The organism is Streptomyces yunnanensis, from assembly GCF_029011865.1.
Taxonomy (GTDB): Bacteria; Actinomycetota; Actinomycetes; order Streptomycetales; family Streptomycetaceae; genus Streptomyces; species Streptomyces yunnanensis.
Genome location: NZ_CP095749.1, coordinates 8,232,944 through 8,257,316, shown reverse-complemented (window position 1 = coordinate 8,257,316; position 24,373 = coordinate 8,232,944). Strand labels below are relative to the sequence as shown.

Below are 24,373 nucleotides of genomic sequence, written 5' to 3'. Positions count from 1 at the left end.
CCACCAGCGTGACCGAGTCGGGCCGGTTTGGGCAGGGGCTGTGGACGACGGACCTGCGCCCCGGCCCGGCGCGGCGGCCGGGGCGTGACCGACCGCGGTCAGTCGCGGACCGTCTGCTCCGGGATGACCGGGCGGCCGGCCTGCTTGCTCTCCGCGCCGTGGGCGAAGCCGCCGGCGTCGGCGGCGTCGCGGTGCGGGCGCTGCTGGGCCTGCAGGCGCGGCAGGACCCGGCGGAGGTCCTCCAGGAACAGGTCGCCGAGGTCGTGGCCGAAGCCGTTGCGGACGACGACGCGGAGGGCCGCGAGGTCGGTGCGGTTGGCGGGGAAGGTGTAGGCGGGGACCTGCCAGCCGCGTTCGCGGAGCGCGGCGGAGACGTCGAAGACGGTGAAGTTGGTGACGTCGTCGCTGGTCCGGAAGGCGAAGACGGGGAGTTGGCTGCCGTCGGTGAGCAGCGTGAACGGGCCCATGCCGGCGATCTCGGCGGCGATCCGGGTGGCGACGTCCCGGCTGGTCTGCTGGACGGCGCGATAGCCCTCGAAGCCCAGCCGCAGGAAGTTGTAGTACTGGGCGATGACTTGGGCGCCGGGCCGGGAGAAGTTCAGCGCGAAGGTCGGCATGTCGCCGCCGAGGTAGTTGACGTGGAAGACCAGGTCCTCGGGGAGCGCGTCGGCGTCCCGCCACAGGGCCCAGCCGACACCGGGCATCACCAGGCCGTACTTGTGGCCGGAGGTGTTGATGGAGGCGACCCGCGGGAGCCGGAAGTCCCAGACGAGTTCGGGGTCGAGGAAGGGCGCGATCATCGCGCCGGAGGCGCCGTCGACGTGCAGCGGGACGTCGATGCCGGTGCGCTCCTGGAGGTCGTCGAGGGCCGCGGAGATCTCGGCGACCGGTTCGTAGGCGCCGTCGAAGGTGGAGCCGAGGACGGCGACGACGCCGATGGTGTTCTCGTCGCAGAGCTCGACGGCCTGCTCCGGGGAGAGGATGAACCGGTCGCCCTCCATGGGCACGTAGCGCGGCTCGACCTCGAAGTAGTTGGCGAACTTCTCCCAGCAGATCTGGACGTTGATGCCCATCACCATGTTGGGGCGCTCGGTGGACCTGCCCTCGGCGCGCCGGCGGTGCTGCCAGCGGCGCTTGAGCGCCAGCCCGGCGAGCATCGCCGCCTCGCTGGACCCGGTCGTCGAACAGCCCACCGCGGCATGGGAGTCGGGGGCGTGCCACAGGTCGGCGAGCATGTGCACGCAGCGCGCCTCGATCTCGGCGGTCTGCGGGTACTCGTCCTTGTCGATCATGTTCTTCTCGGCGCACTCGGCCATCAGCCGCTGGGCCTGCGGCTCGGCCCAGGTGCTCACGAAGGTGGCGAGGTTGAGCCGGGCGTTGCCGTCCAGCATGAGTTCGTCGTGGACGATCTGGTAGGCGGTGTCGGGGTCCATGCCGTCGGCCGGCAGCTCGTACCGGGGGACATGGACCGGCTGCCGGCTGAAGACCGGGTTGACGGCGAGGTTGCGGCTGGCGTCGCGGTGCTGGTGCGGGCGCTTGAGTGGCATGGTGAGCGTGTCCTTCTCGGGTACGTGCCGGGCCGTGCGGCGGACGGCCCGGCCGACCCTCCCGCCCGGCCGGGCCGGTCCACACGCGGCGGTCAGGGTAACGGGTGCGACTGTGCGGGAGCGGCGGGGTGCGGCGGACGCAGGGCTACTTCCCGCCAATCCGGTCACGTTGAACGCGTTTCTCCTCCCGGGCAACACCCTCGCGTCCCTCGATCGGTGCCGCACCGGCCCCCACCCACGGCGAGCGCTCCGCCACGAACCGTCGCCGTCCGCTCGGCGCGCGTGATCGGCCCGGAGCTGCTGTGCTGGTGACAGGAGGCCGTTGCACCAGCGCGTCACGCGCCGGCAGGTGGCAGAGCCGACGGCACGTGGCGCGACCGCGCCGGCAGGTCCGGGCGGCCGGCACGTCCATGTGGGAGAGATCCAGATGAGCAGCTACCGAGTCGCGCAGGTCGGTGCCGTCGGCGCACCCTTCGAGATCGTCGAGCGGGCGGTGCCGCGGCCGGGACCACGGCACGTCCGCATCGCCGTGGACGCCTGCGGGATCTGTCACAGCGACGCCATGTTCGTCAACGGCGTGCTGCCGGGCGTCCACTTCCCGGTGGTCCCCGGTCATGAGATCGCCGGCCGCATCGAGGAGGTCGGCGAGGGCACGAACGACCGCTGGAAGGTGGGCGACCGGGTCACGGTGGGCTGGTTCGGCGGCAGCTGCCACCACTGCACGCCCTGCCGGCAGGGCGACTTCATCGTGTGCGAACAGCTGAAGGTGCCGGGCTGGGCGTACGACGGCGGGTTCGGCGAGCAGGTGATCGCCCCGGCCGACGCGCTGGCGCGGATCCCCGACGGCCTGGCGGCGGCCGATGCGGGCCCGATGGCCTGTGCCGGGGTCACCACCTACAACGGGCTGCGGCGCAGCTCGGCCCGGCCGGGCGATCTGGTCGCCGTACTGGGCCTCGGCGGCCTGGGGCACCTGGGCGTGCGGTTCGCCGTCGCCATGGGCTTCGAGACGGTCGCGATCGCCCGCGGCGCCGACAAGGCGGACTTCGCCAAGCAGCTCGGCGCGCACCACTACGTCGACAGCACCGCCGGCACCGCCGTCGCGGACGCGCTGCAGTCGCTCGGCGGCGCGCAGGTGGTGCTGGCCACCGCCGCCAACTCCGCCGCCATCACCGCGACCGTGGACGGTCTGGCGCACCGCGGCGAACTGGTGGTCATCGGCGCGGACACCGAGCCGCTGCGCCTCACCCCCACCCAACTCCTGATGCGCGCAAGGGTCGTCCGCGGCCACCCCTCCGGCACCGCGCAGGACGTCCAGGACACCCTGGAGTTCTGCGCCCTCCAGGGGATCCGCCCGATGATCGAAACCATGCCGCTGGACAACGCCAACGAGGCGTACGGGCGGATGCTCTCCGGGACGGCACGGTTCCGGATGGTGCTCACCCACACGGAAGCCGGCCGCGCGCACTGACGCCGGCGGCCGCGCCCCGTGCGGCGACCGGCCGCGACACCGGCCACGAAGGCGACCAGGGCCCGCCGCAGGGGGCCGAGGTCCACGGGACCGCCCCCCTGGCACGTCGCGCTACGCCGCCGCCCGGAACGCCCGGCGATAGGCCCCCGGCGTCGTCCCCAGGGCGCGCAGGAAGCGTCGGCGGAGGTTGGTGGCCGAGGAGAGGCCGACGCGGCGGGCGACGGCGTCCAGCGGGAGGTCGGTGGACTCCAGGAGTTCCCGGGCCGCGGTGATGCGCTGGGCGAGCAGCCACTGCCCGGGGCTCGCGCCGAGTTGGTCGGTGAAGCGGCGGGCCAGCGTCCGGGCCGATACGCCCTCGTGCGCGGCCAGTTCCTCGACCGTGAGCGGTTCGTCGAGCCGGGCGGTCGTCCACTCCAGGAGCGGCGCCAGCGAACCGTCCATCTGGACGGGGTGCGGTGGGGCCGTGAACTGGAGCTGACCGCCTTCGCGGTGCGGCGGCATGACCATGCTCCGGGCGACCTGCGCCGCGTAGCCGGCCCCGTGGTCGGCGCGGACGAGGTGCAGGCACAGGTCGATGCCCGCCCCCGAGCCCGCGCTGGTCGCGACGTCCCCGTGGTCCACGTACAGCACGTCCGGGTCCACCTGGACGGCCGGGAACCGTGCGGCCAGTTCACCGGCGCGCGCCCAGTGGGTGGTCGCCCGCCGCCCGTCCAGCAGCCCGGCGTGCGCCAGCGCGAAGGCGCCGGAGCAGATGCTGACCACCCGCGCCCCGCGGTCGTGCGCCCGGCGCAGCGCCCGGACGACGGCGGGTGACGGCGGCTCCCCCGGCGGCAGCCACCCGGGGAGGACGATGGTGTCCGCCCGGTCGAGCGCGGTCAGCCCGTCCGGCACGAGCATGTCGTACCCGGCGAGCGTGGCCACCGGGCCGGGGTCCTCGGTGCACACCCCGAAGACGTACCGGACCGCGACCCCGCGCCGCTCGATCCCGAACACCTCGGCCGCACAGCCCAGTTCGAAGGTGGACTGCGGCGGGCGGACGAGTGCGACGACACGGTGGACGGCAGGCATGGCAGAAAAGTACCTCAGGATGTCATTTCTGACACTCGGCCGGTCGGCGCCGGCCGACGAGGCTGTCCGCATGGCTACGCAAGAGAACGCAGGAAACGGACAGGCCGGCTACGTGTGGACCGCGCTGGCGGACGCGCCGGTGCACGAGATATTTCCCGGCATCCGGGCCCGCCCCCTGTGGAGCGGGGAGAACGGCGCCAAGGCCCAGGTCCTGGAGATGGATCCGCAGACCTGCTGGGAGGGCATCGACGTCCACGAGCCGGGCCCGGAGGAGGTGTTCGTGGCCTCGGGCGTGTTCAACGACGGCGAACGGGACTATCCGGCCGGCTCGTTCATCCATGCGCCGGCCGGATCCTGGCACGTCCCGCAGACGACGACGGGCTGCACGCTGTTCGTGTTCTATCCGGAGGGGTAGGCCGGAGGGTCAGGAAGGGCGCCGCCCGATGCCCGTCGACGCGGTCGGGCTCGCCCGTCCCCGCACGGTCGGCGACCAGCCGCGACGAGGACGGCGACGAGGACACGACCGGCGACACCACACCTAGCGCCATCATGGCGCCACGCCTGACGCCAGCCGCACCATCGACCCGCGCCGGGCGCACATCTCAGGCACCGCAAGGCACCCCACCCCGGCCACCACCCACCTGACGTCGACTAACACACCCAGGACGCACCCAGGCCACACCCCACGACGCACCCGACAACGCGACACGATCGCCCACCCGACGCCATCACGGCACACATTTGACGCCAACAGTCTCGCCATGGCGCCATACGTGTGCCATGATGGCGTCATGGACCTCACGCCTCATGCGGCGTCCGCCGCCACGACCTCGACCCTCCGCACCCCCACCCGCCCCGCGGCGATCTCGGCCGTCGGGCTCGCCAAGTCCTACGGCGACAAGGTGGTGCTCGACGGGATCGACCTGACCATCCCCGAGGGCACGGTCTTCGCCCTGCTGGGGCCCAACGGCGCAGGCAAGACCACCACGGTCCAGATCCTCTCCACGCTCCTGTCGGCCTCCGCCGGTCAGGCGCGCGTGGCGGGCCACGACATCACCCGCGAACCCGACGCCGTGCGCACCGCGATCGGCGTGACCGGTCAGTTCGCGGCGCTGGACAACCTCCTCAACGCCCGGGAGAACCTCCTCCTGATGGCGGACCTGCACCATCTCGACCGCCGCGAAGGCCGTCGCCGCGCCACCGAACTGCTGCGCCGCTTCGACCTCACCGACGCCGCGACCAAGCCCGTCGCCACCTTCTCGGGCGGTATGCGCCGCAAGCTCGACCTGGCGATGACCCTGGTCGGCGACCCCCGCATCATCTTCCTGGACGAGCCGACCACCGGACTCGATCCGCGCAGCCGCCGGACCATGTGGGAGATCATCCGCACTCTGGTCGCCGACGACGGCGTGACCATCTTCCTGACCACCCAGTATCTGGACGAGGCCGACCAACTCGCCGACCGCATCGCGGTCCTGGACCGCGGCAAGCTGGTCGCCGAGGGCACCGCGGACGAGCTCAAGCGCCGGATGCCCGGCGGTCACATCCGCCTCCGGTTCGCCGGCCTCGACGGCCTGGAGGCGGCCGCCGCCCTCTTCGGCGCCGCCACACCGGACCGCGACGCGCTCTCCCTGCAGATCCCCGGCGACGGCCGGATCCCCACCGTGCGCGCCGTCCTCGACGCCCTGGACACCGCGTCGCTGCGGGCCGAGTCCCTCACCGTGCACACCCCCGACCTCGACGACGTCTTCCTCGCCCTCACCGGCCGTCCGCAGCACGAAGAGCGGTCCCCGCAGGCCCGCCGGTCACCCGACTCCCGGATGGAGAACGCCCGATGAGCACCCCCTCGTACGCGCTGCGCGACTCGATGACGATGCTGCGGCGCAACCTCAAGCACGCGCGGCGCTATCCGTCCATGACGATCTCGATCGTCGCCATGCCCATCCTGATGATGCTGCTGTTCGTCTACGTCCTGGGCGGAGCGCTCGGCAGCGGCATCGGGCTCCCGAACGGCGCCGACGACCGGAGCGGGTACATCAACTACCTCGCACCGGGCATCATCCTGATGGCGGCGACCTCGGGCGCGGTCGCCACCGCGGTGTCGGTGTGCACCGACATGACCGAGGGAATCATCAACCGCTTCCGCACCATGCCGATCTCGCGCGGCTCGGTGCTCACCGGTCATGTCGTCGGCAGCGTCGTCCAGACCATGGTCAGCCTCACCCTGGTCATCGCCGTCGCGCTGGCCATCGGCTTCCGGCCGCACGCCACCCCCCTCGACTGGATCGCCGCGATCGGCCTGCTCGCCCTGCTGACCTTCGCCCTCACCTGGCTGGCCGCAGCGATGGGGCTGGTGGCCAGGACCGTCGAATCGGCGAGCAACGCCCCGATGCCGCTGACCTTCCTGCCCTTCCTGGGCAGCGCCTTCGTCCCACCGGAGTCCATGCCGGCCGGAATCCGCTGGTTCGCCGAGTACCAGCCCTTCACCCCGATCAACGAGACCGTGCGGGGCCTGCTGACGGGCACGCCGATCGGCAACAGCGGGCCGGCCGCCCTCGCCTGGTGCGTCGGCCTCGCCCTGGCCGGCTACGGGTGGGCACGCATCGCCTTCCGCCGCCACGCCAAGCGCTGACCGGGCCCGACGGCTCCGCCGCGCCCCGGGCACTCCGCACCTCGACCACTCCACGCGATCACCCAACTGCGTTGCACACGGGAGGACTTGACCATGTCACACGAACCCGCGACCCCTACGACGCCCTCGGCGCCGCCGGCGCGCGAGCCGCTCACCGAGCTGCCGATCACCCGCCCCGAGGGATGCCCCTTCGCCCCGCCCGCCGAACTGGCGGAACTGCGCGAGGAAGCGCCGCTGCGCCGGATGCGGTACCCCGACGGACACCTCGGCTGGCTGGCCACCGGGTACTCCGTGGCCCGTGCGGTGGCCGCCGACCGCCGCTTCAGTTCGCGCTACGAGCTGATGCACATGCCGTTCCCGGGCATGGCGGCCGCGGAGCTCCCGCCGGCCACCGTCGGCGACCTGACCGGCATCGACCCGCCGCACCACACCCGCTACCGGCGGCTGCTCATGGGCAAGTTCACGGTCCGCCGGATGCGCGAGCTGACCTCACGCGTCGAGCAGATCACCGCCGAGCACCTGGACGCCATGGAGCGGCAGGGCCCGCAGGTCGACCTGGTGAAGGCGTTCGCGCACCCCGTTCCGGCGCTGATGATCTGTGAACTGCTCGGGGTGCCCTACACCGACCGTGCGCGCTTCCAGCAGCACGCCATGACGGCGTCCAGCACGGAGGGGTCGGTGGAGGACCAGTACGCCGCCATGGCCGCGCTCCAGGAGTTCGTCGGGGAGCTGGTACTCGCCAAGCGCGCCCGGCCCACCGACGATCTGCTCAGCGATCTGACCGGCACCGACCTCACCGACGAGGAGCTGGCCGGCCTCGGGAGCTTCCTCCTGGGCGCGGGGCTGGACACCACCTCGAACATGCTCTCGCTCGGCACCTTCGCCCTGCTGACCCATCCGGACCAGGCCGACGCCCTGCGCGCCGATCCCGGCCTCGCCGAGCAGGCGGTGGAGGAGCTGATGCGCTACCTCACCATCGCCCACACCGGGGTCCGGGCGGCGCTGGAGGACATCGAGCTGGACGGGCAGTCGATCAGGGCCGGGGAGTCGGTCACCGTCTCCCTCCAGGCCGCCAACCGCGACCCGGAGCGCTTCCCCGACCCGGACCGCCTGGACCTGCGGCGCAAGGCCACCGGCCATCTCGCCTTCGGCCACGGCATCCACCAGTGCCTGGGCCAGCAGTTGGCCCGCGTCGAGATGCGGGTGGCCTTCCCCGCGCTGCTCACCCGCTTCCCGACGCTGCGGCTGGCCGTACCGCCGCACGAGGTGCCGCTGCGCAACGACCTGTCCATGCACGGGGTGCAGCGCCTCCCCGTCACCTGGGACGCCGCGTAGGGCCCGGCGCCGCCCGGTGTCCGGGGTGTGCCCGTCCGCGGCCGGCGGCCGGGCACACCCCGTCGGCACACCGGCGGCTGACGGATCGTCAGGCCCCGAGACCGTCAGACCCCGAACGCCGCCGCGTACCGGATCACTCCGCTCGGCACGGCGTGGGACGCGTCCGGCACGAGCGCCATCAGCGCCTCGTCGGGCACGTCGAACGGGGCCAGGATGCCGAAGCGGGACGCCGGGACGAAGCCGAACCGCGGGTATTAGACGGGGGGCCGAGGACCACCACCAGGCCCTCGCCCTCCGCCCGGGCGGCGTCGAGTGCGGCGCGGACGGCGGCCGTCCCGGCGCCCTGGCGCTGGTGAGTCGGCAGCACGGCGCACGGAGCCAGCGCCAGCGCGGGCCGGCCGTCGATGTGGCAGCGGGTGAGCAGGGCGTGCCCGGCGGGGGTGCCGTCCGGTGCCCGGGACACCAGGGAGAGCCGACGACCGGCGCGATCCGGCGCCGAGGTCCGGGACGCGGTGACAGGGACCCGACGCTCACACTCGCGCCGCGGACCCCACCCTCGCTTTTTCTGTGCGCCACACCGCTCAGCAGTCGCAGCAGCCACAACCATCGCAACAGTCACAGCCTTCGCAGCAGCAGACGCAGCCGTCACCGCTGTTGCAGCAGTCGCAACAGTCGCAGCTGTGGCAGCAGCCCTCGCGCGTCTTGCGCGACCACGGCCCCTCGAACTCCGACGCGCAGCAGACCTTGCAGGTGCAGCACAGCCCGATGGCCACCGCGCAGCCCGCCCAGAAGCCGCGCGGCTGCTTCGGCGGCTGCGGGAAGTGCGGCGACCGACCGTCGCCGCCGCCCGAGCCGCCGTACCCGCCGCCGTAGCCACCGCCCGAACCGCCGGGCGGAACCGGCCCGCCGCCGGCCGGGGCCTGCGGGATGTTCAGGTGCTGCTGACCACCGGCGTACGGACCGCCGACCGGCGGCTGCCCGTACGGGGAACCCCCGTTGGGCACGCCCCCGTTCCCGTACGGGTTCCCGTAGGGGTTGTTCCCGTGGGGATTGTCGGCGTACGGGTTCCCGCCCTGCGGGTCGTAGGGACCGGGCGTCGCGCCGTGGCCCTGGTGGGAGCAGGAGGACGTCCCGAAGGCGCGGTCCACCGAGCGCCGCAGTTCGTGCACCAGCAGCACATGGACCAGGGCGGAGTCGGTGAACTCCACGTCGCGCAGCGCCAGTCGGATGCCGTGCAGTGCGTCGTCGCACAGCCGGCGGGCCTCGGCCAGGCCGGCGCCGGTGGCGGTGATCGGGTTCCAGGCGCCCTCGGCGGCGTCCGCCGTACGGTCCTCCACGGCGTCGAGGAGGTGGGCCAGCCGGCCGAAGAGCCGGCCGGCCTCGGCCAGCGGCGCGGCGTTGCCGGGCCGGCCCGCCAGCACCGCGGTGTGTGCGAAGGCCGCGGCGGTGGCCGTCTCGGTCGGCTCGGTGATCACCGTCAGCAGCGTCCCGGGGCGGGCCAGTTCCTCGATGCCCAACTGCCGGTCCACCGCGTCGACGAGGACGGCGGTGTCGAAGCCGAGCGCGGCGCCGGTGCGGGCCCCGGCCCGGTCCCAGCCCGCGGCGACCCGGCGCGCCGCGGCGGCCATCGGACGGCGGCGCAGCACCCCGTTCCCGTCGGCGACGTGGTCACGGATCTTCGCCGAGGCGAGGACGAGGGACACCGACGCCGCGAGGCGCGCGCCCTCCCCCTGGGCGACCGAGGCGGTGCGCATCCCGCGCAGGGGGCAGGGGCCGGCGGTGCGGCGTCGGAGTTCGGCCCGGCCGGACTGGGCGTCGGTCAGCACCGAGACGATCAGCCCGTCGTAGTTGGTGACGATCCGTGCGAACTGGCCGTGGTCGGCGCGCAGCGCCAGGCACAGGCCGCACAGGTGGGCCATCCACTCGGTCTTGAGCCCTTGGGTCAGCCGATGGGTACAGGGCCTGACGATTCCGAACATGTAAGAGCAAACCCCCCGTGTGACATGAGCATGAGCCGGCAGCTGCGGCGGCAGCGCATGCTACCGACCGGGCCCGTGACCTGCGCGCACACCCCGCGCGCGGGGCAACACCCCAGGCACCGAACCGGCATCGAACCGGCATTACGCCGAGCCCCGCACCGGGCCGCACCCTGACCGGATCACCCCGCCCACCCCCGCCGCCATTCACCCTTTCTGCTGATACCACCGGGCCGCCCCGCCTGGGAGCATGACGGCGCCACCGCGCGGACGACCGGGCCGCGCCCGCGCCCGGCACTCGACCGACGGTCCTCTTCCGGCATTTGGAGTCCCATGAAGGCGACGAGGTATCTGGCCGCGGCGTGTGCCGCGAGTGCGGCACTGGGCATGGGAACGGCCTCCGCCACGGCGCCGGCCGCGCCGGGCCCGGCCCTCCCCCGTGCGGTCCGGGCCACCGCGGCCCACGGCGTCCTGCTCACCGAGGCGGACAACGGCCGGACGCTGACCGTGCGCACCGGGGACGTGATCGAGGTCCGGCTCACCGGTGAGCGCACCGGCGGCACGACCTACACCTGGAGCGCCCCGGCCGCCGGCGGCACCGCGGTGCTCCGGCGCACGACGGCCGGCGTGACACCGGCCGGGGGCGCCACCGGACGCTTCGTCGCGGCCGGGCGGGGCACCGCCACGCTCACCGCGCAGCGGACCTGTCACGCCTCGCCCGGCTCGCTCTGCGCGCACCTGGTCCTGCTCTGGAAGGCCACGGTCACGGTGGCCTGATCGGGCCTCAGCCCGCCGCCCCCAGCTGCCGGGTGGCGGCGTCGACGGTCTGGGTGAGCAGGGTGGCGATGGTCATCGGGCCGACACCGCCGGGCACGGGGGTGATCAGGCTCGCGACCGCCGCCGCGGACGGGAAATCGACGTCGCCGACGTTCCCGGGGTTGTAGCCGGCGTCGATGACGACGGCTCCGGGCTTGAGCTGGTCGCCGTGGAGGAAGCGGGGACGGCCGACCGCGGCGATCAGCACATCGGCCTCCCTGGTGTGGGCGGCGAGGTCGGTGGTGCGGGAGTGGCAGTAGGTGACGGTGGCGTTGCGGCCAAGCAGCAGCATCCCCACGGGCTTGCCCAGGATCGCGCTGCGCCCGACGACCACCGCGTGCCTGCCGGTCAGATCGACGTCGTAGTGGTCCAGGAGGCGCACGATGCCGCCGGGGGTGCAGGACGCGAAGCCGTCCATGCCGAGGCTCATCGCGGCGAAGGAGTGCGCGGTGACCCCGTCGACGTCCTTCTCGGGGGCGATGGCCTCGAAGGCGGCGCGCTCGTCGATGTGCGGACCGACCGGGTGCTGGAGCAGGATGCCGTGCACGCCGGAGTCGTCCGACAACTCGCCGATGGTGTCGACCAGTTGGGCGGTGGTGGTGTCGGCGGGCAGCGCGATGTGCCGCGACCGGACGCCGGCCTTGGCGCAGCGGTTGCGCTTCATCCGGACGTAGGTGATCGAGGCCGGGTCGTCGCCCACGAGGACGGTGGCCAGGCACGGCGCCCGGCCGGTGCGCGCGGCGAGTGCCGCGGCGCGCTCGGCGGCCTCCTCGACCATCTGGCGGGCGAGCGCGCTGCCGTCCATCAGGCGGGCGGTGGGGGACGTGGTCTGCGACATGGCGCCTCCTGAGCGTCGTACGTCGTACGGGATCGCCCAGGCGCACGGCATTGGCCGAAGTGGCCGAGCCGCTTCCCGGTGGTACTCCACCCAAGCGCCAGTCACGGCTCGCGCACCACTTTAGGCGATGGCCGGGAGACGGTGGGAACGGGCGTTCGCGGGCGGCGGCGCGGGCCGCCCGGGGTCAGGGGAACTGTTGCCCCGGACTGGAGGTGTACGGCGCACTGGCGGCCTCCCATTGGCTGAGGATGCCGTCCCAGTCGTGCTGGGCGACGGTGACGGCACTGGGATCCCAGGTGGGCGCCGGGGCCACCGGTGGCGGTGGGGGCGACCAGGCGGCATGGGACTCCTGTGGCGTCCAGGAGGCATAGGGATCCTGTGGCGCCGCCCATGCGGCGGGGTGGCCGGACGACGCCCAGGTGGCGTGCGGCTCGTACGGGGGCTGGGGCGGTGGGGCCTCGGTGCGGGGCAGGTGGCCGGCGTCGGCCGGGGCGGTGGGTTGGACGTCGGCCATCCGTCGATGGCGGCCGATCCGGTCCGGGGCCGCGGGACGGGCGGTGTGGGACTCGGCGGCGAGCTGGTGGGCGCGGGCGGCCAGGATCGTCACATCCAGGCCCAGTTCGGCGGCGAGCGCGGAGAGGTCGGCGCCGGTGTGGTGACTGTGCACCAGGACCGCGTCCAACGCCGGTGACCAGGCCGGTTCGGTGACGGGTGGGGGCGTGGGGGCGGGCGGCGGCATGGGGGCGGGCGCGGGCGCGGCCGGGCGCGGGGGGATGCGGGTGGCGTCCGGCGGGGCGGCCGGGGCGACGGGGATGGAGGTCGCGCTGCCGGCGGTGGTGGCCCGGGGCCAGCCGTTGCCGATCGCGGCTGCGGCGGCCGCCGCCGCGGCGGCCGCGGCGGCCGGCGAGATGGGCCGGTGCGACTCCGGCCGCTCCGGCCGCTCCGAGGTGTCGGCCCGGCGGGCGGCGCGGCGCTCCCTGGCGGACTCGTCGAGCAGGCTCTTGGCCACCGCACGGGCGTCGTCCTTGCCGACGGTACGGCGGGCTAGGCGCACCTCGCGGGCGTCGAGGCCGAGCAGATCGGCGACCACCTCGTCGCTGCCCACGGTCACCGCGAAGGCGGCCAGGGTCCGCGAGCGGCGGGCCTCGGCCTCGTCGAGGAGTCCTTGCGTCCGGCGGACCTCGTCATCGCTGATGCAAAACGCCTGTGCGAGTACCGCGTGGCGCTCCCACAACTCCCTCGGTTCCATGTCAGCGTCAACGTCTTTTGGCCGGTGTTGGTCCGGTTCTCAATGAGAGATCACTGTAAGAGGTGATATTCCCTGCATCGCGCGCAGTGCTTTGGGATGTTATGAGACGGGGCATACGGGGCCGACCGGGCGTATCCGCAGTGACCGATCGTCGGGACGCATCGTTTCAAGGGCCATGAGTGTTCCCTCATCCGTCACCGTTGCCGGCCATGGCCGAACCGCCTTCGTTCCCCGCCCTCCGATGGACCCGTCCCTGCCGCCCGGCCCGGAGGTCGCACCCGCGCCGCCGCGGATCAACGCCGAGGTCGTCCGGCAGACCCCCGTGTACGCGGGGCTGGTGAAGATCTGGACGGAGCGGTGCGCGACGGTGCCCGGGGTCGCCGATCCCGAATGGCAACGACTGGTGTCCTACCGGGCGCTGATGGAGGAGACCGAGATGGCGCTGACCGCGCTGCGGCCGCACCGGGCGCCGGACGTACTGCCGCCGCGCCGCACCCTTCCGGTGCCGCCGGCCCGGTACGCGACCGAACTGACACCGGTGCACGGCGGATTGCGGCCGCTCGCACACCCGTGACGGCCCGGCCGGGGAGGGCGGCGCCTCCGCATGCCCGTGGGCCCGGGTGTCGGACCCGGGCCCACTGGGGTGGCGACGCGGTGAAACTCGACGACTAGAGCAGCCCGAGGAAGTCGAGGCCGAGGAGGCCGTGCCGGCCCAGGCCGTCGGCGAGGCGTGCCGACTCCTCGCGACTGTCATCGTCGCGCCGACCCGAGTCGTCACGGCTGTCGCCCTTGCTCTTGCCCTTGCCCTTGTCGCGACCGTGGTCGTCGTCACGGCGACCGTAGTCGTCATCGTCGCGGCGGCCGTAGTCGTCGTCCCGGCGGCCGTAGTCGTCGTCGTAGCGACGGTGCTCGCTGCTGCGCCCGTAACCGTCGTCGTAACGGGCGTGCCCGTGCCGGCCTTCGTGGCTGCCGCCCTTGCCGTGGTGGCGGGCGGGCTTGGCGTGGCACCGGCTGTGGGCGGGGCACAGCGTGGTGTGCGCGCTGCTGGGGGTCGTCGCGGTGGCGGCGCCCGCCGCCGGGACCACCAGGGTGGCCGCGGCGAGGCCGGCCACCGCGAGCCCGCGAGGAATCGAACGAAGCATTCTTCCACCTTTACTCGGCTGGGCAGAAAAGGAACATTCTGCTGCAATCGCGACAATAGGTCGGCCATCCAGCCCTGTGCGGAGACCCGCCGGAGGGTCACCGGAACGCAGCACCGGCCGCGCCACCCCGAGCACACCCCCTGCCGCACGGTGTCACTCCGTCTTCGGCAGCCCTTCCAGCAGGGAGCCCAGGGCCTCCCCGACCAGGCGGGAGACGGTGTTCGGATCGGCGCTGGCCAGTGGCTCCTTGCCGACCACCACGCGCATCAGGCCGATGCCCAGCAGCCAGGACAGCGCCAGATCGCCGCGCAACGCGCCGTCCTCGGCCCGCGAGAGGGTGGCCAGCGCCTCGGCGTACTCGTCGCCAAGTCCCCGCAGCGCCTCGGCGATTTCGTCGCTGCCGCCGATGGAGCGCAGGCAGACCTCCAGCGACCGGTCGGCGCCGGGGCCGCGACCCTCGGCGAGCATGCCGCGCAGCGCGACGTCGAAGAGCCGCTCGGCGGGGGTGCTGCGCAGCTGCTCGTGACCGCCGCGCGCCATCACCTCGCCGAACAGCGCCTTCTTCGATCCGAAGTAGCGGAACAGCAGGGCCTGGTTGACACCGGCCCGGGCCGCGATGTCGCGGACCGTGGCGCGCTCGTAGCCGCGTTCGGCGAAGAGTTCCGAGGCGGCGTCGAGCAACAGCCGCCGGGTGCCCTGTGCGTCCCGGCGGTGTTCGCCGGCGGCGCCGCCCCGCCGGGCCTCCCCCGCCGGCCGCGCCGCGACCTCCTGCATTGCCTCCCGCATCGCCACTCCCCTTTCCGTCGGTCCGTCAGATGACCACCGTGGCCCGCCGTGCCGGCCATGACGACGGCCACAATCCATCGTTGACCGCCCCGAGCGCACGTCCTACCGTTGTAAGCAGGTGCTTACACAAGGGAGGTCACCGTGACCACAGCCGGCACAGCACCGGTCTCCTACCCCTTCAATATTGCTGAGAGCCTCGATCTTTCGGCGGAGTACGAGCGGGTGCGCGCTCGCCCCGGTCTTCTCAGGGTCAAGTTGGCATACGGCGAGCCGGCCTGGCTCGTGACGCGGTACGCCGAGGCCCGGTTCGTCCTGGGCGACCAGCGCTTCAGCCGGGCCGAGGGCATCAAGCACGATGAGCCCCGACAGTCCGAGGGAAGCCGTGACAGCGGCATCCTGAGCATGGATCCACCCGATCACACCCGACTGCGCACCCTGGTCGCCAAGGCGTTCACGGTCCGTCAGGTCGAAAGACTTCGGCCACAGGTCAGGGAGCTGACCCGGGAGCTGCTCGACGAGCTGGAGGCGGCCGGGCCGCCGGCCGACCTGGTCGACCGTTACGCCCTGCCCATCCCGGTGGCGGTCATCTGCCGGCTACTGGGGGTGCCGACCGAGGACCGGCCGCAGTTCCGGGCCTGGAGCGACGCCGCCCTGTCGACGAGTTCCCTGACGGCCGAGGAGTTCGACGCCAATCGCGAGGAACTCCGGGCGTACATGGGGAAGTTGATCGCGCAGCACCGGAAGCATCCGCAGGACGACCTGATGACCGCGCTGATCGACGCGCGGGATGTCGACGACCGGCTGTCGGAGCTCGAACTGGTCGATCTGTGCGTCGGCATCCTGGTCGCCGGGCACGAGACCACCGCCACCCAGATCCCCAACTTCGTACTGGCGCTGCTGGACCACCCGGAGCAGCTGGCCCTGCTGCGGGAGCGGCCCGAGCTGATCGGGGGCGCCGTGGAGGAGTTACTGCGGTTCGTCCCCCTGGGGAGCGGTGCGGGTCAGGCGCGGTACGCCACGGAGGACATCGAGGTCGGGGGCACGCTGGTGCGGGCCGGCGAGCCCGTGCTGGTCGCGATGGGCGCGGCCAACCGCGACGCACTGCGGTTCGACGCCCCGGGGAAGCTGAACATCCAGCGGACCGGCACCCAGCACCTCGGCTTCGGGCACGGCGTCCACCACTGCCTGGGTGCGCCGCTGGCCCGGCTGGAGCTCCAGGAGGCGCTCTCCGCGCTGATCACCCGGTTCCCCGGGCTGCACGTGGCCGGGGACATCGAGTGGAAGACCCAGATGCTGGTACGCGGTCCGCGGGTCCTGCCGGTGGGGTGGTGAGCGCGGTGGCGTGGAAGGTGGAGATCGATCCGGCGCTGTGCATCGCCTCGGGTTCCTGCCCGGCGATCGCACCGGAGCTGTTCGCGCTGGACGGGCCGCGCGCCCGGGCGGTGCGGGAGGAGATCCCGGAGGACGAGCGGGCGCTGGACGCGGCCGAGGTGTGCCCGGCGATGGCCATCACGGTGCGGGACGCGTCCGGGCAGGTGATCGGCCCCCTGTCGTAGCGGGACCCGGGGGCAGTTGGCGGGGCGCGGCCGGGGGCCGCGCCCCGCTGCGCGCGCCCGGGCGCCGATCGGGCCGCGGGAGCCACGGTCCTGACGGTCGATCGGGGATCCGGGTGGGCGAACTCGGCGCGCACCTCTTGCCAAGGCGAGATAGTACGTGTTCGGATTATCTTCGTCAGGATGCCAGCAGTACGGCATCACCGCAGATCAGAGCATGTCCACAGGACCACGGCGACGGGCCGGCAGCGTCCCGCCGCCCGCACCGACGACCACCCAGCCCCCGAACGCGTCTTCTGGAGGGTCCCCGTGTTCGACCTCTCGTCCGTCGATCTGCTCGACGTCTTCACCCGCCAGCTGCGGCTGTGCAAACTGCGCAGCGACGAACACGTCGTGGTGCTGGCCGAACCGGACAGCCGCGGCGACTACGTCGCGGCGGCGTTCGGCGCGGCCAAGGCGTGCGGCGCGCACGTCATCGCCGCGACCGTCCCCGGCGGCACGCCCGCGCCGATGCCCAGCACGCACACCGGCGCCGGCCCCGGGCTGACCTCCGTCCTCAACGACACCACCGCCCAGGACCTGCTCAAATCGGCGGACCTGGTGGTCGATCTGACCCGCGAGGGCTTCATCCACGCCCCGGTCCAGCAGGAGATCCTCCGGGCCGGCACCCGCATCCTCTTCGTCTGCGACGCCCCCGAGGTGCTGATCCGCAACCTCCCCAAGGAGGAGGACAAGGCCGAGGTGCTGCGCGGCGTCGAGTTGCTCCGGCGGTCGTCGCGGATGCGGGTGCGCTCCGCCGCCGGCACCGACCTGACCATCCAACTCAGCGGCTCCCGCCCGGAGTTCCAGTGCGGCTTCGCCGACGATCCGGGCCGGTGGGACCACTGGCCGAGCACCATGGTGCTGTGCTGGCCGGAGCTCTCCGACGGGCAGATCGTGCTGGCGCCGGGCGACATCCTGCTGCCGTTCAAGGAGTACGTCCGCGAGCCGGTGACGCTGCAGATCGCCGGCGGCCGCATCGAGAAGGTCGGCGGCGGCGCCGACGCGGACCTGCTCACCACGTTCTTCGAGGACTCCGGGGACACCTGGGCGCGCAGCCTGTCGCACCTGGGCTGGGGGCTGATGCGGACCGCCGACTGGTTCGCCACCGCCATGTACGGCAAGGACGAGCTGATGGGCATGGACGCCCGGGCCTTCGCCGGCAACTTCCTGTGGTCGACGGGTCCGCACCCCGTACTGGGCCGCGAGTCCTACGCCCACCTCGACATCGCGATGCGCGGCTGCTCGGTGGCGGTCGACGGGACGGAGGTGGTGGTGGACGGCCGGCTCGTCGACGACGCCCGGCCCACCGACGGCTGACCGGCCGCCGCGTCCTGTCCCGTCGTGTCCGTGCGGAACGCCCTGGAGGAAACGTGGTGCCCAGTCAGTCCTACGAAGTCACCATCACCGGCGGCGGTCTCGGCGGCCTGACCGCGGCGCTGGCGCTGCGCCAGCGCGGGCTGCGGGTCACCGTCCTGGAGCAGGCACCGCTGCTCGGCGAGGTCGGCGCCGGCATCCAGACCGCGCCCAACGCCAGCCGGATCCTGCTCGGGCTGGGGCTGCGCCGGCAGCTGGAGGCGATCCACACCGAACCGCTGGACCAGGTGCGGCGGCGCTGGCAGGACGGCCGCGTGGTGGCGCTCACGCCGCTCGGCCAGGCGTGCAAGGACCGGTTCGACGCCCCGTACTGGCACTACCACCGCGCCGATCTGCACCAGGTGATCATGGAAGCCTGTCTCGATCCGACCGGTCCGGGCCCGGTCGTGACGATCCACACCGCGAGTCGGGTGGTCGAGCTGGACCGCACCCGGCCCGAGCGGCCGGTGGCGGTCACCGACGACGGGCGGCGGTTCGCCGGGGACGTGCTGATCGGCGCGGACGGCGTCCGCTCGCGGGTGCGGGAGCTGATCGGGGCGCCGGACACCCTGCTGTTCTCCGGTGAGATGGCCTACCGGGCTCTGATCCCGGGCGAGCTGATCGCCGCCGACCCGGCCACCCGCTGGCTGGTGGACCGCTTCCAGAGCACCATCTGGTACGGGCCGGAGCGGCACCTCGTCCACTACCTGATCCGCGGCGGCGCGTATCTGAACGTGGTGGCCTGTGTGCCGTGCACCGACGAGGTCGCCGAGAAGTGGACGGTGCCCGCCACCCCGCAGGACCTGGTGGACGCCTTCCCCGGCTGGGACGACCGAGTGCCGGCGATGCTGTCCAAGGCCAAGGAGAACGTCGGCTGCTTCGCCCTGTACCACCGGCGGCGGGACCCGGTGTGGACGGACGGGCACGTGGCGCTGCTCGGCGACGCCTGCCACGCCATGCTCCCCTACCAGGCGCAGGGCGCCTCGCAGGCCATGGAGGACGCCGCGGTGCTGGCCGAGGAGCTGGGGGCGGTCACCGTCTCCGGGGTGCCGCAGGCACTGCGCCGGTACGTCGACCGGCGCGCCAAGCACGCCGGGATGGTGCAGGAGGCGTCCTTGCAGAACAAGACCTTCTACCACTTCCCCGACGGCCCCGAGCAGCGGGCCCGGGACGCGCAACTGCGCCGCTTCGACGGCGAGTCGGACCTCTCCTACGACTGGCTGTGGCGCGGGACGCCGCTCAACGACCCCGACCGGGTGGCGTTCTCCTATCCGTTCGCCCGCTGAGGCCCCACCGCACCGGCCTGACGACACGAACAGGAAGCCCATGAAACCCGCCCCCTTCCGCTACCACCGGGCCCGCGACGTCCACGGCACCACCCGGCTGCTGGCCGAGCTGGGCGAGGACGCCAAGGTCATCGCCGGCGGCCAGAGCCTGGTCGCGATGATGAACTTCCGGCTGGCCCGGCCGCGTCACCTCGTCGACATCGGCGCCCTGAGCGAACTCGACCATCTCGGCGTCGGGCCCGACGGCGCCCTGCGCATCGGCGCGCTGACGACCCATCACACCGTGGAGACCGCCCCCGACGAGGTGCTGGGCACCGGATTCGCGGTGCTGCGCCGGGCCATGGGCTGGATCGGCCATCTGCCGATCCGGACCCGCGGCACCGTCGGCGGCAGCATCGCGCACGCCGACGCGACCGCCGAGTGGTGCCTGCTCGCGGTCGCCCTCGGCGCCCGGCTGCGCGTCGCCGGCCCCGGCGGGCAACGCCTGCTCCCGGCCGAGGAGTTCTTCCTCGGCCCGTACACCAGCGCCCTGGAGCCCGACGAGCTGCTCACCGAGATCGTCTTCCCGCGGCCCGCGCCGCACGCCACGCTCACCGAATTCGCCGAGCGCAAGGGGGACTTCGCGCTGGTGTCGGCGGTCGTGGACCTCGACGTCGACGAAGGCCGGGTGCGCGGCGGCCGGGTGGGGCTCGGCGGGGTGGCGCCGGTGCCGGTCCGGGTGCCGGCGGCGGAGGAGGTGCTGGCCGGCGGCGGATCGTTCGCCGAGTGCGCGGCGGTGGCGGCCGCGGCCGTCGAGCCACCGGACGACGCGGGCGGCAGCGCGGCCTACCGGCGGCAGCTCGTCCGGGCCCTGGTCGAGCGGGCCTGCGCGGAGGCGGCGGAAGCGACGGAGCGGCGGGAGGCGGGGCGACGATGACCGGGGGCCAGGACGGTGCGCGGGAGGGCGAGGGGCGGCTGATCGGGCGGTCCGTGCCGCGGCGGGAGGACCCCCGGCTGCTGACCGGGCGCGGGCGGTTCGTCGACGACATCGCACTGCCGGGCATGCTGCACGCGCAGTTCGTCCGCAGCACGGTCGCGCACGGCGAGATCACCGCGATCGACCTGAGCGCGGTGCGCGCGGTGCCGGGGGTGATCGCCGCGTTCACCGCGGAGGACCTGAAGGCGGGCGACATCGTCGCCCGACTCGACCGTCCGCCGCAGGAGTTCGTCCCCACGGCGATGCCGGTACTGGCGCGCGACCGGGTGCGGTACGTCGGCGAACCGGTCGCGATCGTGGTCGCCCGCGACGCCTACGCCGCCGAGGACGGCGTCGAGGCCGCCCGGGTCCGCTACGCCGTCCGCCCCCCGGTGACGAGCGAGGCGGCGGCGCTGGCCGACGACGCGCCGCTGGTCCACGCCGAGGCCGCCCGGAACACCCTGGTGGACGTGGAGCTGTTCGCCACCGACGGCATCGACGAGGTCTTCGCCGCCGCCGACCGCGTCGCCCGGGTCGAGGCCCGCACCGGCCGGCAGAACGCCCTGCCGCTGGAGACCCGGGGCGCGGTGGCGCACTGGGACGACCGGGAGGAGCAGTTGGTCCTCCACACCTGCACCCAGGTCCCGCACCAGGTGCGGACGGTGGCGTCCCGGTGCCTGCAACTGGCCGAGCGGGCGGTGCGGGTGGTGGTGCCCGACATGGGCGGCGGCTTCGGGTTGAAGTGCGTGGTGGGGCGGGAGGAGATCGCCGCGGCGGCGGCCGCGCTCCGGCTGCGGCGCCCGGTGAAGTGGATCGAGGACCGCAAGGACGCGCTGTCGGCGTCGTTCCTCGCCCGCGAGCAGCGCTACGACGTGCGGGCCGCCTTCGACGCGAACGGCCGGATCCTGGCGCTGGACGCGGACGTGGTGTGCGACATGGGCGCCTACTCCTGCTATCCGTTCACCGCGGGCATCGAACCGCTGATGGCCGCCGCGGAGATGCCGGGGGTCTACACCGTGCCCGCCTATCGGGTGCGCGGCCGGGCGGTCGCCACCAACAAGGCGCCCTCCGCCCCGTACCGCGGGGTCAGCCGCCCGCAGTACGTGATGGTCATGGAGCGGCTGTTCGAGCGCGCCGCCCGGGAACTGGACCTCGACCCGGTGGAGATCCGCCGCCGCAACCTCATCACCTCCTTCCCCTACACCGGCGTCAACGGCATCACCTACGACCCCGGCTCCTACCGGGAGTCGCTGGACCTGTGCGAGCGGACGCTGCGCGCGGAGGGCTGGTACGAGAGGCAGCGCACGGCCCGTGCCGAGGGCCGGTACCTGGGCATCGGATACGCCTGCTTCAGCGAGCGGACCGGCTACGGCTCCGCCGCCTTCGCGCAGCGGAGGATGGCGGTCGTCCCCGGCTTCGACCTCTCCGAGGCGCGGATGGATCCCAGCGGGGCGGTGACCGTCACCACCGGGACGATGAGCCACGGGCAGAGCCACGAGACGACCCTGGCGCAGATCGTCGCGGACGAACTCGGCCTGGACATCGACAAGGTGCGGCTGCACCAGGGGGACACCGATCGGATCGCCTACGGCTGGGGCACCTTCGCCAGCCGTTCGGTGGCGATCGGCGGCAGCGCCGTACGGCTGGCCGCCGGGCGGCTCGGCGACAAGCTGCGCGCGCTCGCCGCGGCCCGCTGGGACGTTCCCGTCGACCGGACCGCCCTCGGCCGCGGCGAGGTGTTCCGCCGGGACGATCCCGACACCGCGATCGGCTACGTCGAACTGGCCGAACTCGCCTATCTACGAGCCGATCTGCTGCCCAAGGGCATCGAGCCGGGGCTCACCGCGACGGCGTCGTTCGACGTCTTCAACGACGGCACGTTCTCCAACGCCACGCACGGCACCGTCGTCGAACTGGCCCCCGACACCGGCCGGGTGGAGATCCTGCGCTACGTCTGCGTCGAGGACTGCGGAGTGGCCATCAACCCGCAGGTGGTGGAGGGCCAGTGCCGGGGCGGGATCGCCCAGGGCATCGCCGGAGCGCTGTTCGAGCGGGTGACCTACGACGCCCAGGGCGAGCCGTCGGCGACCAGCTTCATGGACTACAAGGTGCCCACCGCGCACGAGATCCCCGACGTGGCGATCCACCACCTGGAGACACCGTGCGCGTTCACCGAGACCGGCGCGAAGGGCGCGGGCGAGGGCGGCACGATCGGCGCCCCCGCGGCCGTGCTCAACGCCGTCAACGACGCCCTGCGCCCCACCGGCGTGGAACTGGACGACACCCCGATCACCCCCGAGACGGTGCACCGCGCGCTGCACCGCCGGCACTACCAGGAGAGCACCCGATGACCACGCACCCCCGGCCGCCCGACGCCCCCACCGCCACCGCCGCCGACGCCCCCGCCCTGGAGGCGCCGGAGCTCCAGCTGATGGTCCTCGACGTGAACGGGGAGCGGCACGAGGTGATCACCGAGCCGCGCCGCACGCTGGTGGACGTGCTCCGCCACGAACTGCGGCTGACCGGCACCCACGTCGGCTGCGAGCACGGCATCTGCGGCGCCTGCACGGTCCTGGTCGACGACCGGCCGGTACGGGCCTGCCTGATGTTCGCCGCGCAGGCGGAGGGGGCCCGGATCCGCACCGTCGAATCGCTGTCGGCGGGGTCCTGCGGCCCGCCCGGCGAACTCGGCGATCTGCAGCGCGCGTTCCGGGAGCGGCACGCCCTGCAGTGCGGCTTCTGCACGCCCGGGTTCCTGATGCTCGCCGAGGGCTTCCTCGCCGAGCGGCCGGACGCCGACCGGGAGCAGATCCGCGAGGTGGTCGCCGCCAACCTGTGCCGGTGCACCGGCTACCAGCCCATCGTGGAGGCGATCGAACAGTGCGCCGCGGCCCGGCGGGCGGCCCGGCCGGACGCCCGGAAGGAGAAGTGATGCAGCTCAGCAACACGGTGCCGGTGAACGCCGCGCCGGATGCGGTGTTCACCCTGGTCAACGACGTACAGCGGGTGGCGTCCTGCATGCCGGGCGCGGTGCTCGACGGCCGGGACGGCGATGCCTGGCAGGGGCGGGTGCGGGTCAAGGTCGGGCCGATCACGACCGCGTACGCCGGCACGGTGCGGTTCCTGGAGACCGACGCCGACCGCCGACGGCTGCGGGTGCAGGCCCGCGGCGCGGACGCCCACGGCAACGGCGACGCGGAGGCGGAGGTGACGCTGACCGTCGCCGAGGCACCGGAGGGAGCGCGGCTGGAGCTGGTGACGGATCTGGTGATCCGGGGCAAGCTGGCCCAGTTCGGCAAGGGCGCGATCGGGACCGTCTCGACGCGGATCCTGGAGCAGTTCGCCCGGAACCTGGGCGGGTTGCTGGAGGCCGAACGGGGCGGCACCGCGGCGCCGGCGGCCGGGCCGGTGTCGGCACCGGCGGCGACACCAACCACCGCCGCCAGCACGGATCTTGACGGGTTGTCGGTCCTCCTCGACCCCGCTCTCAGGCCCGTGCTGGCGAAGTACGGCCCGTTGGCCGTCGCGTTCACGGTCGGGGTGGGCGAGGGCTGGCTGCTGGGGCGGCTCGCGGGGATGCGGCGGGAGCTGCGGACGTTGCGCCGGGGGCGGGCATGAGCCACTACGGGACGGCCACCGACCGCACCTACGAGCGGGCCGGGTTCGGCGCCCCGGTGCGTCGCGGTCGACGGCCGGCGCTCATCGTCGTCGATCTGACCCGGGGGTTCACCGAGGACCGGTTCCCGACCGGTGCCGATCTGACCGAGGTCGTCGCGGCCACCGCCCGGCTGATCGAGGCGGGCCGGCCCGCCGGCGTCCCGGTCCTGTTCACCGCGATCGCCTACACCTCCGCCGAGGTGGGCGGTGACCACATCACCTGGCTGCGCAAGGCACCGGGCCTGGGCGCCCTGTTGGAGGGCAGCGAGGCGGTCGCCCTCGATCCGCGACTGCCGCGGCGGGAGAGCGATCCGCTGGTGGTCAAGAAGGGCGCCTCGGCGTTCTTCGGTACCCCGTTGGCCGCCACCCTGACCGGGCTGGGCTGCGACACCGCGGTGGTGTGCGGCGCGACCACCAGCGGCTGCGTACGGGCCACCGCGGTCGACGCGGTGCAGTCCGGATTCCCGGTGCTGGTGCCGCGGGAGTGCGTCGGGGACCGGGCGGCGGGCCCGCACGACGCCGCCCTCTTCGACATCCAGGCCAAGTACGGCGATGTCATCGCGCTGGCGGACGCGATCGGCTATCTGGGCGGGCCGGCGGGCGACTGAGCGGCCACCACCGCCGCCTCCGCCGTGCCCGTCGCCCGCCCCTCCCCCGCTCGCACCCTCAG

General features: G+C 73.5%; 23 protein-coding genes, 1 pseudogene and 1 riboswitch. Of the genes and pseudogenes, 16 read left to right on the top strand and 8 right to left on the bottom strand.

What is annotated here, in order from left to right; all coding sequences use genetic code 11:
- Window positions 1-98: 98 nt before the first annotated feature.
- Window positions 99-1,547, bottom strand: a complete 1,449-nt coding sequence (gene gad / locus MOV08_RS36085) for a glutamate decarboxylase (RefSeq protein ID WP_073448095.1) — start codon at window positions 1,545-1,547, stop codon at window positions 99-101.
- A 427-nt stretch (window positions 1,548-1,974) separates the two neighbouring features.
- On the opposite strand from gad, the gene MOV08_RS36080 reads away from it, so the two are divergent.
- The gene (locus MOV08_RS36080; protein WP_275310408.1) at window positions 1,975-3,015 is read left to right on the top strand and encodes an alcohol dehydrogenase; all 1,041 of its coding nucleotides are present in this window, start codon (window positions 1,975-1,977) and stop codon (window positions 3,013-3,015) included.
- A 111-nt stretch (window positions 3,016-3,126) separates the two neighbouring features.
- Here MOV08_RS36080 and MOV08_RS36075 read toward each other — a convergent pair whose 3' ends face one another.
- Window positions 3,127-4,083: a helix-turn-helix domain-containing protein gene (locus MOV08_RS36075; protein ID WP_275310407.1), complete on the bottom strand. Its 957-nt coding sequence runs from the start codon at window positions 4,081-4,083 to the stop codon at window positions 3,127-3,129.
- Between the two features lie 70 nt (window positions 4,084-4,153).
- Between MOV08_RS36075 and MOV08_RS36070 the strand changes: the two genes are divergently transcribed.
- The 4 genes from MOV08_RS36070 (at window position 4,154) to MOV08_RS36055 (ending at window position 8,050) form a co-directional block, all read left to right on the top strand.
- Complete coding sequence (locus MOV08_RS36070; protein ID WP_039638490.1) at window positions 4,154-4,498, top strand: cupin domain-containing protein; 345 nt, start codon at window positions 4,154-4,156, stop codon at window positions 4,496-4,498.
- A gap of 376 nt (window positions 4,499-4,874) precedes the next feature.
- Window positions 4,875-5,921, top strand: a complete 1,047-nt coding sequence (locus tag MOV08_RS36065) for an ATP-binding cassette domain-containing protein (RefSeq protein WP_078876024.1) — start codon at window positions 4,875-4,877, stop codon at window positions 5,919-5,921.
- Entirely contained in the window at window positions 5,918-6,715 is a 798-nt protein-coding gene (locus MOV08_RS36060; protein ID WP_039638489.1) for an ABC transporter permease, read from the top strand. The genes MOV08_RS36065 and MOV08_RS36060 overlap by 4 nt, the downstream gene beginning before the upstream one ends.
- A gap of 93 nt (window positions 6,716-6,808) precedes the next feature.
- The gene (locus MOV08_RS36055) at window positions 6,809-8,050 is read left to right on the top strand and encodes a cytochrome P450 (protein ID WP_275310406.1); all 1,242 of its coding nucleotides are present in this window, start codon (window positions 6,809-6,811) and stop codon (window positions 8,048-8,050) included.
- A gap of 104 nt (window positions 8,051-8,154) precedes the next feature.
- Here MOV08_RS36055 and MOV08_RS36050 read toward each other — a convergent pair.
- Window positions 8,155-8,657 (bottom strand): annotated as a pseudogene (locus tag MOV08_RS36050) (GNAT family N-acetyltransferase).
- Complete coding sequence (locus MOV08_RS36045) at window positions 8,632-10,029, bottom strand: DUF5685 family protein (protein WP_275310405.1); 1,398 nt, start codon at window positions 10,027-10,029, stop codon at window positions 8,632-8,634. The pseudogene MOV08_RS36050 and the gene MOV08_RS36045 overlap by 26 nt, the downstream one beginning before the upstream one ends.
- A 330-nt stretch (window positions 10,030-10,359) precedes the next feature.
- Between MOV08_RS36045 and MOV08_RS36040 the strand changes: the two genes are divergently transcribed.
- A complete protein-coding gene (locus MOV08_RS36040) occupies window positions 10,360-10,803 on the top strand; it encodes a hypothetical protein (protein WP_275310404.1) in 444 nt (147 codons plus the stop codon).
- 7 nt (window positions 10,804-10,810) lie between these two features.
- On the opposite strand, the gene MOV08_RS36035 is transcribed toward MOV08_RS36040, so the two are convergent.
- Together MOV08_RS36035 and MOV08_RS36030 are read right to left on the bottom strand one after the other, a co-directional pair.
- Complete coding sequence (locus tag MOV08_RS36035) at window positions 10,811-11,680, bottom strand: bifunctional 5,10-methylenetetrahydrofolate dehydrogenase/5,10-methenyltetrahydrofolate cyclohydrolase (protein ID WP_275310403.1); 870 nt, start codon at window positions 11,678-11,680, stop codon at window positions 10,811-10,813.
- 27 nt (window positions 11,681-11,707) lie between these two features.
- Window positions 11,708-11,795, bottom strand: a riboswitch (ZMP/ZTP riboswitch).
- Between the two features lie 69 nt (window positions 11,796-11,864).
- Window positions 11,865-12,929 carry a hypothetical protein gene (locus tag MOV08_RS36030; protein WP_203232620.1) on the bottom strand — a complete coding sequence of 355 codons (1,065 nt, stop codon included), beginning with the start codon at window positions 12,927-12,929 and terminating at the stop codon, window positions 11,865-11,867.
- A gap of 241 nt (window positions 12,930-13,170) precedes the next feature.
- On the opposite strand from MOV08_RS36030, the gene MOV08_RS36025 reads away from it, so the two are divergent.
- Window positions 13,171-13,503 (top strand): hypothetical protein, encoded by a 333-nt coding sequence (locus MOV08_RS36025; protein WP_039638484.1) that lies wholly within the window; start codon window positions 13,171-13,173, stop codon window positions 13,501-13,503.
- A 94-nt stretch (window positions 13,504-13,597) separates the two neighbouring features.
- On the opposite strand, the gene MOV08_RS36020 is transcribed toward MOV08_RS36025, so the two are convergent.
- Window positions 13,598-14,071 (bottom strand): hypothetical protein, encoded by a 474-nt coding sequence (locus MOV08_RS36020; protein WP_159030933.1) that lies wholly within the window; start codon window positions 14,069-14,071, stop codon window positions 13,598-13,600.
- Window positions 14,072-14,224: 153 nt separating this feature from the next.
- Window positions 14,225-14,857: a TetR/AcrR family transcriptional regulator gene (locus MOV08_RS36015; protein WP_275310402.1), complete on the bottom strand. Its 633-nt coding sequence runs from the start codon at window positions 14,855-14,857 to the stop codon at window positions 14,225-14,227.
- A gap of 141 nt (window positions 14,858-14,998) precedes the next feature.
- Between MOV08_RS36015 and MOV08_RS36010 the strand changes: the two genes are divergently transcribed.
- The 9 genes from MOV08_RS36010 (at window position 14,999) to MOV08_RS35970 (ending at window position 24,311) form a co-directional block, all read left to right on the top strand.
- The gene (locus tag MOV08_RS36010; RefSeq protein WP_275310401.1) at window positions 14,999-16,189 is read left to right on the top strand and encodes a cytochrome P450; all 1,191 of its coding nucleotides are present in this window, start codon (window positions 14,999-15,001) and stop codon (window positions 16,187-16,189) included.
- A 5-nt stretch (window positions 16,190-16,194) separates the two neighbouring features.
- Window positions 16,195-16,413: a ferredoxin gene (locus MOV08_RS36005; RefSeq protein ID WP_039642306.1), complete on the top strand. Its 219-nt coding sequence runs from the start codon at window positions 16,195-16,197 to the stop codon at window positions 16,411-16,413.
- Between the two features lie 306 nt (window positions 16,414-16,719).
- Window positions 16,720-17,769, top strand: a complete 1,050-nt coding sequence (locus tag MOV08_RS36000) for a 2,5-dihydroxypyridine 5,6-dioxygenase NicX family protein (protein WP_275310400.1) — start codon at window positions 16,720-16,722, stop codon at window positions 17,767-17,769.
- Window positions 17,770-17,822: 53 nt separating this feature from the next.
- Window positions 17,823-19,091 carry an FAD-dependent monooxygenase gene (locus MOV08_RS35995; protein ID WP_338057301.1) on the top strand — a complete coding sequence of 423 codons (1,269 nt, stop codon included), beginning with the start codon at window positions 17,823-17,825 and terminating at the stop codon, window positions 19,089-19,091.
- Window positions 19,092-19,131: 40 nt separating this feature from the next.
- Window positions 19,132-20,007, top strand: coding sequence for an FAD binding domain-containing protein (locus MOV08_RS35990; RefSeq protein ID WP_275310398.1), 876 nt, complete (start codon window positions 19,132-19,134; stop codon window positions 20,005-20,007).
- Window positions 20,004-22,397 (top strand): xanthine dehydrogenase family protein molybdopterin-binding subunit, encoded by a 2,394-nt coding sequence (locus MOV08_RS35985; RefSeq protein ID WP_275310397.1) that lies wholly within the window; start codon window positions 20,004-20,006, stop codon window positions 22,395-22,397. The genes MOV08_RS35990 and MOV08_RS35985 overlap by 4 nt, the downstream gene beginning before the upstream one ends.
- Before the next feature lie 80 nt (window positions 22,398-22,477).
- On the top strand, window positions 22,478-22,978 hold the full coding sequence (locus tag MOV08_RS35980; protein ID WP_052287600.1) for a (2Fe-2S)-binding protein: 501 nt from the start codon (window positions 22,478-22,480) through the stop codon (window positions 22,976-22,978).
- Entirely contained in the window at window positions 22,978-23,664 is a 687-nt protein-coding gene (locus MOV08_RS35975; protein WP_039638475.1) for an SRPBCC family protein, read from the top strand. Before MOV08_RS35980 ends, MOV08_RS35975 begins: the two co-directional genes overlap by 1 nt.
- Window positions 23,661-24,311 (top strand): isochorismatase family protein, encoded by a 651-nt coding sequence (locus MOV08_RS35970; RefSeq protein ID WP_039638474.1) that lies wholly within the window; start codon window positions 23,661-23,663, stop codon window positions 24,309-24,311. The genes MOV08_RS35975 and MOV08_RS35970 overlap by 4 nt, the downstream gene beginning before the upstream one ends.
- Window positions 24,312-24,373 lie beyond the last annotated feature (62 nt).

Coding starts and splice junctions, on each gene's coding strand:
- gad (WP_073448095.1), bottom strand. CDS start 1,547: ATGCCACTCAAGCGCCCGCACCAGCACCGCGACGCCAGCCGCAACCTC.
- MOV08_RS36080 (WP_275310408.1), top strand. CDS start 1,975: ATGAGCAGCTACCGAGTCGCGCAGGTCGGTGCCGTCGGCGCACCCTTC.
- MOV08_RS36075 (WP_275310407.1), bottom strand. CDS start 4,083: ATGCCTGCCGTCCACCGTGTCGTCGCACTCGTCCGCCCGCCGCAGTCC.
- MOV08_RS36070 (WP_039638490.1), top strand. CDS start 4,154: ATGGCTACGCAAGAGAACGCAGGAAACGGACAGGCCGGCTACGTGTGG.
- MOV08_RS36065 (WP_078876024.1), top strand. CDS start 4,875: ATGGACCTCACGCCTCATGCGGCGTCCGCCGCCACGACCTCGACCCTC.
- MOV08_RS36060 (WP_039638489.1), top strand. CDS start 5,918: ATGAGCACCCCCTCGTACGCGCTGCGCGACTCGATGACGATGCTGCGG.
- MOV08_RS36055 (WP_275310406.1), top strand. CDS start 6,809: ATGTCACACGAACCCGCGACCCCTACGACGCCCTCGGCGCCGCCGGCG.
- MOV08_RS36045 (WP_275310405.1), bottom strand. CDS start 10,029: ATGTTCGGAATCGTCAGGCCCTGTACCCATCGGCTGACCCAAGGGCTC.
- MOV08_RS36040 (WP_275310404.1), top strand. CDS start 10,360: ATGAAGGCGACGAGGTATCTGGCCGCGGCGTGTGCCGCGAGTGCGGCA.
- MOV08_RS36035 (WP_275310403.1), bottom strand. CDS start 11,680: ATGTCGCAGACCACGTCCCCCACCGCCCGCCTGATGGACGGCAGCGCG.
- MOV08_RS36030 (WP_203232620.1), bottom strand. CDS start 12,929: ATGGAACCGAGGGAGTTGTGGGAGCGCCACGCGGTACTCGCACAGGCG.
- MOV08_RS36025 (WP_039638484.1), top strand. CDS start 13,171: ATGGACCCGTCCCTGCCGCCCGGCCCGGAGGTCGCACCCGCGCCGCCG.
- MOV08_RS36020 (WP_159030933.1), bottom strand. CDS start 14,071: ATGCTTCGTTCGATTCCTCGCGGGCTCGCGGTGGCCGGCCTCGCCGCG.
- MOV08_RS36015 (WP_275310402.1), bottom strand. CDS start 14,857: ATGCGGGAGGCAATGCAGGAGGTCGCGGCGCGGCCGGCGGGGGAGGCC.
- MOV08_RS35990 (WP_275310398.1), top strand. CDS start 19,132: ATGAAACCCGCCCCCTTCCGCTACCACCGGGCCCGCGACGTCCACGGC.
- MOV08_RS35985 (WP_275310397.1), top strand. CDS start 20,004: ATGACCGGGGGCCAGGACGGTGCGCGGGAGGGCGAGGGGCGGCTGATC.
- MOV08_RS35980 (WP_052287600.1), top strand. CDS start 22,478: ATGGTCCTCGACGTGAACGGGGAGCGGCACGAGGTGATCACCGAGCCG.
- MOV08_RS35975 (WP_039638475.1), top strand. CDS start 22,978: ATGCAGCTCAGCAACACGGTGCCGGTGAACGCCGCGCCGGATGCGGTG.
- MOV08_RS35970 (WP_039638474.1), top strand. CDS start 23,661: ATGAGCCACTACGGGACGGCCACCGACCGCACCTACGAGCGGGCCGGG.